8 protein-coding genes are annotated in these 14,783 nt (G+C 40.0%); 6 read left to right on the top strand and 2 right to left on the bottom strand.

Annotation, left to right across the window (positions count from 1 at the left end; all coding sequences use genetic code 11):
• Nucleotides 1-177: 177 nt before the first annotated feature.
• Both ACYQ28_RS06180 and ACYQ28_RS06185 read left to right on the top strand, forming a co-directional pair.
• Nucleotides 178-5,307, top strand: coding sequence for an AMP-binding protein (locus ACYQ28_RS06180; RefSeq protein WP_460048839.1), 5,130 nt, complete (start codon nt 178-180; stop codon nt 5,305-5,307).
• Nucleotides 5,308-5,676: 369 nt separating this feature from the next.
• Nucleotides 5,677-6,321 (top strand): SDR family oxidoreductase, encoded by a 645-nt coding sequence (locus ACYQ28_RS06185; protein WP_460048840.1) that lies wholly within the window; start codon nt 5,677-5,679, stop codon nt 6,319-6,321.
• Between the two features lie 117 nt (nt 6,322-6,438).
• Here the strand turns inward: ACYQ28_RS06185 and ACYQ28_RS06190 are convergent, their stop codons facing one another.
• On the bottom strand, nt 6,439-6,918 hold the full coding sequence (locus tag ACYQ28_RS06190) for a hypothetical protein (RefSeq protein WP_460048841.1): 480 nt from the start codon (nt 6,916-6,918) through the stop codon (nt 6,439-6,441).
• 186 nt (nt 6,919-7,104) lie between these two features.
• Nucleotides 7,105-9,369, bottom strand: coding sequence for a YgiQ family radical SAM protein (locus tag ACYQ28_RS06195; protein WP_460048843.1), 2,265 nt, complete (start codon nt 9,367-9,369; stop codon nt 7,105-7,107).
• Between the two features lie 246 nt (nt 9,370-9,615).
• Here ACYQ28_RS06195 and ACYQ28_RS06200 point away from each other — a divergent pair, with 246 nt between their 5' ends.
• From ACYQ28_RS06200 to ACYQ28_RS06215, 4 genes are all read left to right on the top strand, one after another.
• Complete coding sequence (locus ACYQ28_RS06200) at nt 9,616-10,512, top strand: ROK family protein (protein WP_460048845.1); 897 nt, start codon at nt 9,616-9,618, stop codon at nt 10,510-10,512.
• A 317-nt stretch (nt 10,513-10,829) separates the two neighbouring features.
• Complete coding sequence (locus ACYQ28_RS06205; RefSeq protein ID WP_460048847.1) at nt 10,830-11,081, top strand: hypothetical protein; 252 nt, start codon at nt 10,830-10,832, stop codon at nt 11,079-11,081.
• 592 nt (nt 11,082-11,673) lie between these two features.
• On the top strand, nt 11,674-12,543 hold the full coding sequence (locus ACYQ28_RS06210; RefSeq protein ID WP_460048848.1) for a HamA C-terminal domain-containing protein: 870 nt from the start codon (nt 11,674-11,676) through the stop codon (nt 12,541-12,543).
• A complete protein-coding gene (locus tag ACYQ28_RS06215) occupies nt 12,540-14,690 on the top strand; it encodes a DEAD/DEAH box helicase (RefSeq protein WP_460048850.1) in 2,151 nt (716 codons plus the stop codon). The genes ACYQ28_RS06210 and ACYQ28_RS06215 overlap by 4 nt, the downstream gene beginning before the upstream one ends.
• The last annotated feature ends 93 nt before the right edge of the window (nt 14,691-14,783 follow it).

The raw sequence follows: 14,783 nt of genomic DNA on the forward strand, positions 1-14,783 counted from the left end.
AAATAGACTTCGCCGCACTAATAATTAAAATCGTCTAATATATCTCTCTGCTTACATAGCAATTTACTCATTACATATTTATCAGCAACACCGTCACTGCCACTAGAGCAATGCAAGCCAGTACCGCATTACGTTAGGTTTTATAACAATATCGCCAACCGGACTTAGGCTATAAAAATGACCTTTAATGGAACAAAGCACACTCAATTGATTGGCAAGGTAGTAAAAAGACAACAATCACCCAAAGCCATAGAATCACTGCTATCCAATATTACACAGTCTTTTATACTCCGCGAAAATCAAGGCATATCAGAAAAAAGCGTCTGTTTTTTTGTTTCAAAAAAAACATTTTATGAACCGGAATTGGAACTCTTAGCAAATTCAAACGCTGACCAAACCATAGAATATGTGCAGATTTCATCAATACCGTTAACACCTTTGGGTAAAGTTGATATTGCTAAATTAAAATTCTTGTACAGCTCAAATCAACTGATTTCAACCAAAACGCTCAACACCAACAATCAAGATAAATATTCTTTCTATTTTTTAGGTGAAGCGCAAGCAACAGCCAACTATATTCATCTGAATCAGTTACAACCGCCAACAAATTCAAGGCAAAACAACTCAGACTCATTGATTGACCAAGATTTAAGAGATACAACTGAAAGTCAACAAGAACCACCGTTAGATTTTTTAGAAAACAATTTACCTTCATCGGAGACACACACCCAACCCTGTGCAACACAAGACCAAGGGCCTTTTACTTTAATAGAATTATTGGCATTAAGAGCCGAGCAAATTCAATCTCCTGAATTAATATTTCTCGACGAATTAGGTCAAATAGACAACACCTACTCGTGCAAAGCGTTATTATTACAAGTAAAAATACTGGCTAAACATCTACAACTAACACACAATGATAATCCTTATCTTATAATTCACACACGCGATCTAAGTCATTCACTTATAGCATTTTGGTCTGCTATTTATTCTGGATTAATTCCCGTTATTACCAATGCCTGGCAAAACTCAGAACCCAGCGAAAATGATTGGGAAAAATTTGATTATGTTCGCCGACAACTTGGCGACCCCATTATTATTTCTGATCAATTATCCATAAAGACGTTAACCAAACTCTATAACGAAAAATCTAAACAACTGAATATCATTGATAATACCTTAGCAACTCGTACCTTAGATATTGTTAGCACTCTAGAGAATTCAACAAATAACCTAATCGCACTTAGAAAAATCACTCAACCCAAACCAGACGACGTTGCATTTTTGTGTTTAACCTCAGGCAGCACAGGTATGCCGAAATTTGTAGAGTTAACACACAAGAATATTTTGGCAAGAAGTAAAGGCGCTGCGCATTTATGGGAAAATCAACCCAGCGATAAAACCTTGAACTGGCTACCCTTCGACCACATTGGCAGCATTTCTGACTGGCATATCAGAGGTTTGGTATGTGGTTGTACTACAGTTTATGCACCCACAGAATTGGTACTTAATAATCCGTTAAATTGGTTAGACACCATTGATCGCCTACGCATTACGCACACATGGGCGACGGATTCCGCCTATAAAATGATTATTAATGCACTTAAATCTAATCGCGATTCACGATTTTGGGATTTATCCTGCGTTAATACGTTATTAAACGCCGCAGAACCCATTGCAGAATCCACCGCCAAAGAACTTATTTCGCAATTGAGCGACTACCAACTACCTAAAAATTGCCTAATGCCCGCCTTCGGCATGGCCGAGCTCGGATCGGGCGTGACCTATTCTAGGCCAAAAGAAAACACCTTTAAAAAACAAATTACCGTAGAACGAGCAAGCACTAATAAATCACTACTTAAGATTGTACAAATCGGCACACCGGGAAGCGTGGCTTATACAAGTCTTGGCCCAACCATACCCGGTATGGGGGTTCGCGCAATTGATAAAGATGGCAATGTTTTACCCGAGCTATCTATTGGTGAAATTCAATTTAAAGGTTCTTCGCTATCCAACGGTTATTTTAATAACCAAGTTGCAAACCAAGGCTTATTTTCTGAAGATGGCTGGTTAAATACCGGAGACAAAGGTTTTATTTATAACAAGGAATTATTTTTAACTGGCAGAAGTAAAGACACCTTAATTATAAACGGCAAAAATTATAATCCCATTGATTTTGAAGTTATTGTCGATAATTTAGCGAGTGTCGCTGCAGGTTACACAGCCGCAATACAAGCCAAAAAGCCTGGTCAAACTAGCGAAAGCCTGATTGTATTTTTTTGTCCAAACAACTCAACTCTAGCTAACAATGATTTAAAAACCATTATTGACGATATAGAAAAAGCGTTCTCCAAACACCATCAGTTAAAGCCTGATTATATTCTGCCGGTTGCTAAAGACGATATTCCCAAAACCAGCATCCAAAAAATTCAGCGCTCGAAATTAGTTCATCAGGTTGAGGATGGTAACTTTGAAGAACTCTGCGAAAAAATTGATGTACTTACCGAAAATAACCGAACCGTAAGAGAATGCTTTACCGAACTCAGTTGGGTGAACGATATTGGCGAAGCCGATCTAAAAATTGAACGCCACAATACAATTTTACTGATCAGAGAAATAACTAGCGAAATTGAAGCTCTAATAAAGGCTGTATTACAAACATCTCGATCGCTACTTGTTATCAGCGAAGCTTCTTTATTATCATCCTTAAACTTGGTAGAGGCAGATAGCAATCTAGTACTCGTGAGTCTTCATCAAGAAAATTTTTGTGATCAACTCAGTGAATGGCTTGATAATAACAGCTTTACACAAAACGTATTTTTAGATCTTTCACTAACTGCTAAAGCGTGCAATCTTGATGAAGACATAGAAGCGATTATTGCTGATCACAACACGGTTCTTAATCAAGTAAATCAGAGCCAAGTTTTTGCCAAATACATTTGTCAATATTTGCTCATCGGTAGATCAGACCATATTGATGAAATTACCTTTTGGTCGTTATCCAGTTACTACTTAACTGGCATTCGTAGCCTACTCAACCAAATTGATCTTGAGTCAACAACCGGTGCAGAAACTCCAGAGAAATTTTATAAATCGATTTATTTTAAAGACATCGATAATAATTGTGAGAACTACTGGTTAGATACCCTACTCTTTGAGTTAAGCCATTGTGGCAGTGCCGATGAAGTACGTTATGATCAATTATCATCCTTTAAAACAACAGATACTAGCAACAAACTGGCACGACAAACTAAAAAGCTCTCCGCTGTTAATTTATGGAATCAAAAAAATACATCATTACCGCTACAACAAAATACTTGGGTTTTGGTAACCGGCGGTTTAGGTGCCATAGGTTTTGAGGTTTGCAAATGGTTACAAAACCACAACATTAATTTATTGGTTACCGGCTCTAAAACCAAATCCGAAATTCATTCTAGAGAAAATATCGACATTAGAGACCGTTATCAACATCTGGAAAATAATGGTAATTTTATTTATCAACCCCATAAGATCTCAAAGGCTAAAACATTTTTGTCTGCCATTGACCGTTGGCAACAAGAATTAGGTGCAAGCATATCGGGTGTTTTTCACCTTGCTGGTACCGCCACTGCGGATGACGATATACATATATCGAACGCAGATTTTAAAAAAATATGGCTAGCCAAAGTCGAGGGAACAAAAGCCATTTGTGAATTGCAACAGCACGATCCAAATTTAGTGGCCGTGTTATTTTCATCAATAATGGCCGACAGCAGATTATTTGGCTCACCCGCCTATTGTGCAGCCAATCGTTATCTTCAAGAACTGGCATTACAACAACAAATCAATGCGTATAAAACCTATGCAATCGCCTGGTCTGCCTGGAAAAACCTAGGATTATCGCACAATACATCATCGGCGCTACTACAAAAGCTCGGTGTAGAAGCGCTTACCAGTGATTCTGGTATCGCTGTTTTAGAAGCGTATTTGCGACAACAACCTCAAAACATTCTGGTAGGCGTTGATTCTAATGCGGCCAATTTTAGAGCGCAAAATAGCGAACAAAACCACAGTATTCATCGTTTATTGTGTGTTCACCCTCGCGAGGCCTCTAACGCACTAGGCGATTTTGAAAGGGTAAAAACGCCCATTAAAACCCAAATAAATGGCGGCCTATCTGTTGATACTCTCAATATCGAGAGCCTACCACACATGGTTACCGCCCAGTACAGCGGCGTAAACTACAAGCAGTTACGCGATTTATTTGTTGTTGAACAAAGCGAAGCTGTAAAACCAACAAACGAGATACAACATAAACTGCACGAAATTTGGCAACGTATTTTAAATCACTCGGATTTTGGCGTATCCGATAATTTTTATTTGGTTGGTGGCTCCTCTATGCTGTCAGCAGCAGTTGTTACCGCCATAAAGCAGCACTGGAAAATCGAAATCAATAAACACGATGCCATTAATGCTACGACCATTCTGCAACAAGAAGCCCTAATCACAGAAAAAACGAGTCCTTCGATATATTTAGATACAGCGCCAGTCTCGAAATCTCAACAATTACACGAACGCAAAGACGAGGTTATTTGCCTACAAAATAACACCAACAATACACCTTTCTTTTGTTTATGCGGCATTGGTATTTATGCCGAACTCGCCCAGGCACTGCAAAACGTAGCACCGGTATACGCGATTTATCTGTATATGGAAGATCGAGCACTCGAAAAAGACGAGTTGTTAGATGTAAACATTATGGCAAAAGCCTACGTTGAGTCTATAAAAAAAGTGCAAAGTACCGGGCCTTATCGCCTTTTAGGTTTGTCTTTTGGCGGTGTTTTAGCGTATGAAGTTGCCAACCTGTTGATCTCGCAGGGAGACGATGTAGAACTGGTTGGTGTACTGGATTTTATTCTGCCCGAAAACCTAGCCGCCCCCAATTTCTTCAACGACCTTAAATTTCACTTAAAAGATAAATCTAAACGTGTTTTCAGAAATGCATTACGCCTTGTGCAACATGTTAACAAAAGCTTTCAACTAAAACCCGACACCGTAGAAGTTCATTATCGCCGAGCTTTTGAACACCATAAAAGTTACCTAAAACCTTGGCAATATCCCGACAAACTTGTTGTTTTCAGAGCCAAAGACGAACCTCACCATAAAGGTAAAAGCGCTCAAATTTGCGGAGGCTGGAACCAACTGAATACCGTTAGCAAGAATATTGAATCCTATTTAATCGACGGTGACCACTTGGGAATTCTTCGCGATTCTGGCCCAAAACAAATTGCCAGTCTTATCGAAGACAAATTAGCGCGTTTGAAATAGATGTTTACTTTTTCGTCTTTAATAAATTAACTCAAATACTGTAGGAACCTCTGTTGAATTCACGGTAATTTAACTAGAGGTTCCTATAAATTTTATTTCTAACACTTTTTTCACTATCTTTTAGATGCTCATTTAAATATTCACATAAATACATTTTAATAAATAATCGATTAATTTACATACCTGCCTGCACCAAACCGAATAAGCCCGATTAATCAATAAACAACAAGTTAAAATATTGTAAAAAATCCAATTAAAAAAGAATTTACAGTATTAATTTATTCTCTGGTAAATAAAATCCCCATCCGAACTCATCACCACGAATAATAATTTTTTTATTATTCGCGCTTAACATTCAGGATGAAACGTATGAAAGGGAAGACAGTTCTTATTGTTGGTGGCACCTCAGACATTGGTTTTGCTCTTGCAAAAAAAGTATCCGACGCCGGCGCTAGAGTTATTGTCTCATCAAGATCAAAACATAAAGAGTCTTATAACTTCGATTATATTCCCGTCGATTTAACTGTTGACAGCGACGTTGCCGATTTAGTAGGCATCGCCGGTAATATTGATCACTTAGCCATTACCATTAAATCACCATTAGTCGTCGAAAACTTTTTAGAAATTAATAACAATGATGTGCGTAATGCCTTTGAAACTAAATTTTGGGGCCAATACAATTTAGTCAAAAAAATCCACAAGAATATTAATACCGGCGGCAGCATCACCATGACTTCGGGTTCGTTAGGTATAAAACCCCACAAAGGATTCTCGACCATGAGCGCGGTTGCTGGTGCCGTAGATTCTTTATGTCGATCGTTAGCGCTTGAGCTGGCACCACTGCGCGTAAACTCAGTAAGCCCAGGTTTTAAAACCCTCGAAGAATTAAAAGACAAAATTCCATTAGGACTAGGCACCAGCCAACAAATGGCTAACTCTTATTTTTATTTAATGAATGACGACTACGTAACGGGAACCAACTTAATTACCGACGGTGGCGCACTGCTGGTTTAAGAACGGCTAGTTTAAGAACGGCTAGCTTAAGAACGCTCGGCTCAAGAACGATTAGTTAAAGAACATCTAATTAGCCGAGGAATAGATTAAGCGCTATTTTTCTTATTATTTAAATATTCAATTAACCGTTTTTACTTTAGAAAACGCACCTTTTAGCGCAAAAAATAACAACAACTGCGCAACAATAAAAATGTAGTATTTTAAATAAGTACCAGTCACCAATACCGCCATTGAGTTCGCATAATTATCAGACAAACTTAAAGTAATGTACTGAACTATTAGAAAAGTCGCTAAAACTATAGCAAGTGTCACATCCACGGACAGTCGCGACACCCAAGTCGCGACCAAGGTTAATGGCAACACTGCCACAAAATACCCACAATAACGGATCGCCGTTATTACCCAATCGCCGTACAAATACCAGCCATTAATTGTGCTGGTCACCAACATCTTAGGTACAAAGGTTCGAAAGATTTCGTTGACCAACCAAGATAGCGGTATGGCTAGTACAACAATCCACAATAGTTTTTTAATAAACACGGCGGTGGTTTGAGTTGTCTGTGAGGTTTTTTCTGATTGAGTAAGTTCGTTTTGCAATGGAAAACCCGTTATAGGTGCGCGAATTTTAGTGGCTTTAGATTAATTAAAGGTGATTTAATCGACAGTAGAAATTAAAAATGCGACTTTCAATTTTTTCACAATTTTAATTGCATACCGCTCCTAAATTGGCGACACATCCTTGTGCCGCGGTAACTCTAGATCAGTTAGAGCTGCTTTTATTTGTTAACGACGCTTGGTCGGCGGTCTATTAGGGCCACGACCCGCAGAACCACCGGTTGGTTTTCTGCGCGAACCGGCACTGGCACTGGGTTTATTTCTTCCGGCAAGACCTTGTTGGCGTTTATCGCCGCGCGCAGGTCTTGGTTTTATGCCTTTACGAACGCGATATTCTTCGTTTTCGCCGGGAACCAGTTTTTTATCGCCCACACCAATAAGATCTTCTCGACCCATTTCACGCAAGGCTTCGCGCAATTTCGCCCAATTGGCCGGGTCGTGATAACGCAAAAACGCCTTTTGCACGCGACGCTCTTCGGTGTTTTTGGGGCTGTATATTTTTTCTGACTTATAGGTAATGCGTTTTAACGGATTACGACCGGAATAGTACATCGCTGTGGCCAGCGACATAGGCGACGGATAAAACGTTTGTACCTGATCGACTTCGAAACCGTGGGTTTTTAACCAAACCGCAAGGTTCATCATGTCTTCGTCTTCGCAACCGGGATGTGCGGCAATAAAGTACGGAATTAAATATTGTTTTTTACCCGCTTCTTTTGAGTATTTATAAAACATTTTCTCAAAACGAGCATAGGTTCCCATGCCGGGCTTCATCATTTTGCTCAGCGTATTTTGTTCGCTGTGCTCGGGCGCAATTTTTAAATAGCCACCCACATGATGCGTCACCAATTCTTTAACGTATTCTGGGTCTTCCACAGCAAGGTCGTAACGCAGGCCCGAAGCAATCGCGATTGTATGCACACCTTCAACCGCACGCGCCTTGCGATAAAGCTGCGTGGTTTCGGAGTGATCGGTTTTTAAATTCGGACAAATTTCTGGGTAAACACAGCTCAGCTTACGGCAGTTGGCTTGAATATTTGGATCTTTGCAGTTGAGCTTGTACATGTTTGATGTGGGCCCACCCAAATCCGAAATCGCACCGGTAAATCCGGGAACCTTATCGCGAATTTCTTCAATTTCTCGCAAAATCGATTCGTGCGAACGGCTTTGAATAATTCGGCCTTCGTGTTCGGTGATGGAACAAAAAGTACAACCACCAAAACAACCCCGCATAATATTGACCGAAGTTTTGATCATATCGTACGCAGGAATCCGCTTGCCCGCGTATTTAGGATGCGGAATGCGCGCATAAGGCAAACCAAACACTGCGTCCATTTCGTCGGTTTCTAATGGGATTGGCGGCGGGTTTACCCAAATTTCTTTATTGCCGTGTTTTTGAATCAACGCACGGGCGTTATGAGGGTTTGATTCTTGATGCAGCACTCGCGAAGCGTGGGCGTACAACACCGAATCTTTAGAGACCTTTTCAAAGCTGGGTAAACGAATACAGGTTTGATCGGGATTCAACTCTTGCTCGTAGCGGCGCAAAGGCATGGGCACAATACGCACCACATCACTGCGTTCGGCAGGTGTTTCTTCGGTGTTTTCACCAACATTTTTGCTGTCAATAACATTACCATCGGCATCAACTTTTTGTTGCTGATGCACGGTTTCATAAGGGCTTGGAATCTGGTCTATTTTTCCCGGCCAATCGATACGCGAAGAATCCAGCTCAGAGTAACCACCCGGCGTGTGATCAATCAACACCGTGGTACCGCGTAAATCTCTGATAGAGGAAATAGGCTCGCCATCGGCTAAGCGGTGGCTCAATTCAACAATGGCGCGCTCGGCGTTACCGTACAGAAGAATATCGGCGGTAGAATCCACCAAAACCGAGCGGCGCACACTGTTGCTCCAATAATCGTACTGGGCAATACGACGTAGGCTTGCCTCAATACCACCAATCACGATGGGCACGTCTTTCCAGCAGGCTTTACAGCGCTGGCTGTACACAATTACCGCGCGATCTGGGCGCTTACCGGCCTCACCTAATGGCGTGTAGGCATCGTCGCTGCGCAAACGCAAATCAGCGGTGTAGGCGTTAATCAGCGAATCCATATTTCCGGCGGTAACACCAAAATACAAATTCGGCTTACCTAAAGCCATAAAATCATCGTTAGAACGCCAATCGGGCTGGCTGATAATACCCACGCGAAAGCCCTGCGCCTCTAACAAGCGCCCCATAACCGCCATACCAAATGACGGATGATCAACATAGGCATCGCCAGTGACGATAATAATATCGCAGCTGTCCCAGCCGAGTTGTTCCATTTCTTGTCGCGAGGTTGGTAAAAACGGCGCGGCTCCAAAGCATTCCGCCCAATACTTGGGGTAAGAGAACAAATGGGGCGCAGTTTTAGGGGCAGATTTCATAGTCGATAACACACTAGCCAGATAAACGGCGTATTCTCACAAATTATTGTAGAAAGTCATAGACAAATTCCGAGAAAACCGTACGAATAATGACCCTTGTGCAATCATGGAAATACACTTTCAAACCATTGTTAACCCACATTGCAAACCCGTTATATTCGCAAACGCTTATTTCATTGAGCGCAAGTTTTCCCAAGCCGTTAAACTTCTTATTATCAAAAAATAGCGCAAAACAAAGAGACCTTCATGAAAATAGGCATCGACCTAGGCGGCACTAAAATTGAAGTTTTAGTTATCGATGACAACGGCCAAGAACACTATCGCCAACGTATTGCCACACCCAAAGGCAACTACATAAACACCATTTCGGCCATCGCCAACGTATGTGCAAACGCCGAAGCGGCTGTGGGTATAACCTGCACCGTGGGTGTATCTATGCCGGGGTCTTTTTCACCCAAAACCGGATACGTACGCAACGCCAACTCAACGTGGTTAAATGACCAAGCCTTTGATCACGATTTACAAACGGCATTAAAACGCGAAATTCGCTTTGCTAACGACGCCAATTGTTTGGCCGTATCAGAAGCAACCGATGGCGCAGGCGCCGGTTACCAAACCGTATTTGCCATTATTTTAGGTACCGGCGTTGGCGGCGGTTTAGCAATAAATGCAAAAGTTGTTAATGGCAGAAATTTTTTGGCCGGTGAATGGGGCCACGTAACACTGCCGTACATGAATGCAGAAGAATTCCCCGGTGCCGAATGTTTTTGTGGCCAACGCGGCTGCATAGAAACCTATTTATCGGGCTCGGGATTTCAACACCAACATTTTTTAGCAACCGGCCAACAACTCACCGGCGAAGCCATAATAAACCAAGCAAATTCCGGTGAGCCTTCTGCACAACAATCGTTTAATCACTACAAAATAAGGCTCGCAAAATCACTCGCTATGCTTGCTAACATAATCGACCCCGATATTTTTGTATTGGGTGGCGGCATGTCGAACATTAATGCTTTGTACGAAGATTTAAATCAACACATAGAACCTTGGGTACTTGGCAAAGAATTTATAACGCCTGTAAAAAAAGCCCAACACGGCGATTCATCTGGCGTAAGAGGCGCAGCATGGCTTTGGAATGATTAAAAAATTATTCATGAGCACAAAATAAAAAACCCGAGCATATATCCCAACATGAAAAAAGTTTAAACGAATAAAATCAGAAAACTGCATTGTTGGTTCGTATTGGATCTTATTTATAATAATTCCAATTGCAATTTCATCAATCGCAATAAATTATTATGAATTCCCTGTATGGACCTTAATATTGATAGGTTTTTCGATACTTTCAATTGGTGAACGTGGCATTAGAATATGGGCAAGATTGTTTGAGAATGATAAGTAAATTACAGAAGCGCTTGACGCTTTAGCAATTAATTCTGATATTAAGCTCAGGAGTTTAAATGCCAATAGTAAATGAGAAAAGCCTTGCTATTTGTATACAAGCATTACAGAAAGCCATTAAGTTTAACGACTTTTTGAGTCAATCCGACACTGTAGATAGTGATGACTACGAAGAAAGTTCGTATATGTATGAATTGGAACTAAATCGACTTTGTGACTTATATAAATCAGAAGAGATAAAGGGAAATGTTTCCATTCCATTAGCGTCACTACTAACACCACCTTTTGACGAAATAAATGCTAATAAGTAAAATCACAAGTCGCAGCTAAGCTGCGCTTGTTTTAAAAAATCTTAGCTCCAAAGACAAAACGTGGGTTATTAAAATAGGTACTAAACTTAATATTAAGAAGAGAAGTCTTTCTCTTAAAACTAAAGAAAAAATCACCAAACCCTGTAACACATATTTTTTGCCAGAATAGACAGAGCCAAAAATCAGATAATTAATGACGATAAATTTTCTAACCACCCTTAAATATCCCCTGCCTCAGTTCGAGTCAAGAAATATCATAGAACTTTTCAAACTCCCCACTCAGAAAGACAAAAAATACTTAACCGACCCGTCAAAGCAACCTCCTTTCCTCACAGTGAAAATTGGTCAATTAAACAGCTAGAAAACGTCAAATCTTTAAGATAAACATCACATCTTTCAAGAAGGAAAAATGAATTTTGTGCCAAACTAGAAGAATTATTGACGAGAAATAGCTTTCAAGATAGTTTTCGGAAAAAGCCGCTCGAAATATAAATACTAATGAAGATATGTTGCTGCATATACTTAAGAGACTTCCATTAGATTATCACCCACCTAACCAGTGTTAATCATATCTAACTACAAAAGGAACTAAATGGATCATCCAGACGATTTTTTAGAAATTATCTTTCATGAAGTCAATGGACTGGGAGATGATTTAGCTCTCTGCGCAGGATTTGAACGTGGGAATTGGAGAAATGACCAGTTAGCAGATCATATGATGGAATGGCTGCCGGAGTTCGCATTGGATTATTCAGAATTAAGCGAAATCGGACATGCAAACGCTTTAAGGATGACAAAAAAAGCAGCAAAAATAGTTTATCAAACAGAAAAGTATGGATTGAGAGGGGAATTTGGTGAACTACTGCTGCACATAGCTATTCGTCAAGTGTATGAAACCCTGCCAGCTGTTAGCAAAATTTATTACAAGAGTGCAGTTAATGAAACAGTAAAGGGATTTGATGCTGTACACGTTGTAAGAAAGGATGACGATCTTGAGCTGTGGATTGGAGAAACAAAGTTCTATGAAAATATAACAAAGGCTATTTATGATGTTTCTAAAGAGATAATCGATCATCTAGAGACCGATTACTTGAGATCAGAGTTTATTCTCATAAAAAATAAAGTTGATCCTTCTTGGCCAGAAGCAAACAAACTTAATAAGTTGTTACATGAAAACACATCGCTGGATTCTGTATTTAAAAAGGTCTGTATTCCTATACTACTTACCTATGACAGCGATGCAGTCGGGACTAGTATATGCAACGATGAGGAATACAAAGAAAAAATTGAAGACGAGATCATAGGTTCATATACTCGTTTAAGAGCAAAGATTAGAACCGAGTATAAAAACAGATTCGATCAAGAGTTTCCACTTGTAGTTCATGTGATTTTCGTACCTCTAAAAGAAAAGAAACTCTTAATAGCAGCTCTCGATGTCCGGCTTAAGGCGTTACAAATATGAGCAATATCGTTGAAATTCGTGAAAAGCTAAAATCAGATAGATGGGCAAGAGACGATCCTTTCACTGTTCTTTCAGATATAGCTAGTATTTGCTCTTCCAGTATCCACCTAGCTCGTGACCTCGTAATCCGCGCTCTTGAATACCAATATTTACTCAGTCAATCCTATAGAAATATATTAAATGATTTGACGATGCAAGTAGGACTCTATCCATATGTTTCGGATCTTGAGGATCTTTCTTTAAGAAACGCACTTATGCACGCTGCCCATCGAGCTGACGGGTCAATGGGTGACTATGTTTTACATAGATCACAAGCGCGTGTTTTGAACTGGCTTATGTCTGGTGCTTCAGTAATTTTAAGTGCGCCTACATCATTTGGTAAAAGCCTTTTAATTGACATAATTATATCAGCACGAAATTTTAATAATGTTGTTTTAATAGTTCCAACCTTGGCGCTTGTAGAAGAAACTAGAAGAAGAATGTCGAGATTTGTCGATGATTACTCGATTGTCACTTCTAGTAACCAAAAAGTATCTGAAAAGAATATATTCGTTCTCACGCAAGAACGATATATTTCTATAGAGCAAGAAATTCCCGAAATTGATTTTTTTGTGATTGATGAATTTTACAAGCTTTCAATATCAAATGATGGAGGCAGATCGACTCTTTTAAATCAAGCTTTCCTACGACTCTCCAATACAGGCGCGCAATTCTATTTATTAGGCCCTTCAATCAAGTCAATACCAGCTGTCGTCCAAGAGAAACTAAACTGCAAGTTTTTGGTAGAAGACTTTCAAACTGTGGCTATTGAGCTTCATTTTCTTAAGAAAAAACCAAACAAGAATGAAGCTTTAGCTAAACTTTTAGATGAAATTGACGGCCAGACGATGGTTTACTGCCAATCCCCTGCTAGCACGAGAAAATTAATTAAATCTTATCTTGATATACGGGATCTGGAAGAAACTCAAGAAAATGAACTGCTGGAGGCTGCAAAGTGGACTTCTGATAATTATCATGATGAATGGTTAGTATCTGTGGCCCTTCGACATGGAATTGGAATACATCACGGACGTCTTCCACGTGCTCTTGGACGCTTCATGATCCGCGCCTTTGAAGAAGGAAAGATAAAAATATTGCTCTGTACATCTACGCTGATTGAAGGGATAAATACATCTGCAAAAAATGTAGTGATCTACGACAGTAAGCTTAATAGAAAGTCATTAGATTTTTTCACCTTCAGTAATATCAAAGGACGAACTGGCCGAATGTTTCGTCATTTCAAGGGTAATATATTTGTTTTTGAAGCTCCTCCTGAAGAAGAACTTCCTTTTGTTGATATACCTGCCATCAATCCAGACGAGAATACACCTAGTAGTATTCTAATTAATCTTCCAGAGAAAGATGTTCCATCGTCCTTACGAGGAAAGGTCGACACATTGTTAAATCAAAAATCTCTTCCAGTTGACCTTCTAAAACAACACTCAGGCATCGAGCCAGAATATCTATTGGGCGCAGCAAACACATTAATGCTTTTAGAGGTTAGAGACTTAGAAAGGTTTTCGTGGACGTCAAGACCTCAATACGATGATATTAAACTTACTTCCAACCTCATTTGGACAGAGCTAGGCGGAGCGGCAACGGCTAGACAGAACTCTATGCGAAGTGCAAGCATGATGACTTTATGGATATGGCGGCTCTACTCGTCGGGTAACGTGCCACGATTTAGACGGGAAATGATATTAAGTCAGATAGAGCGAAATACTTCGCCCGATGATGCTGTGGAAAATGTCCTCGCCTTTTTGAGAGGCTGGGCCTCATTCAATTATCCTAAGTATCTTGTAGCACTGAACGATGTTGTAAATCATGTTTTGCAATTGAAAGGCTTGCGCCCATGTAGTTATTTGCCATTTGCTATGATAATTGAGCACCTATTTCAACCATCATCATTCTCTGCACTTGAAGAATATGGTCTGCCAACAGAAATTTCTGAAAAGCTTTTAAACGGAAAAGTTTTTAACAAAGACGATTCATTGGATGTTGTTGTGAATAATTTGCGTAACCATGAATTAGATAGTTTTGGGGATAACGTTTTTGAAAAGAGAGTTATTGAAGACTTTCAACGGGGTATCGGCGCGAAAATCAGCTAACAAAGCATCATCGTCGGGCGATAATTCTAGCATGGCCTAGTCTAAATGCACTACAGAGCAAAGTGCTATGAATATCTAAGCCAGAGTATTCTA

Source organism: Sessilibacter sp. MAH1, from assembly GCF_054658315.1.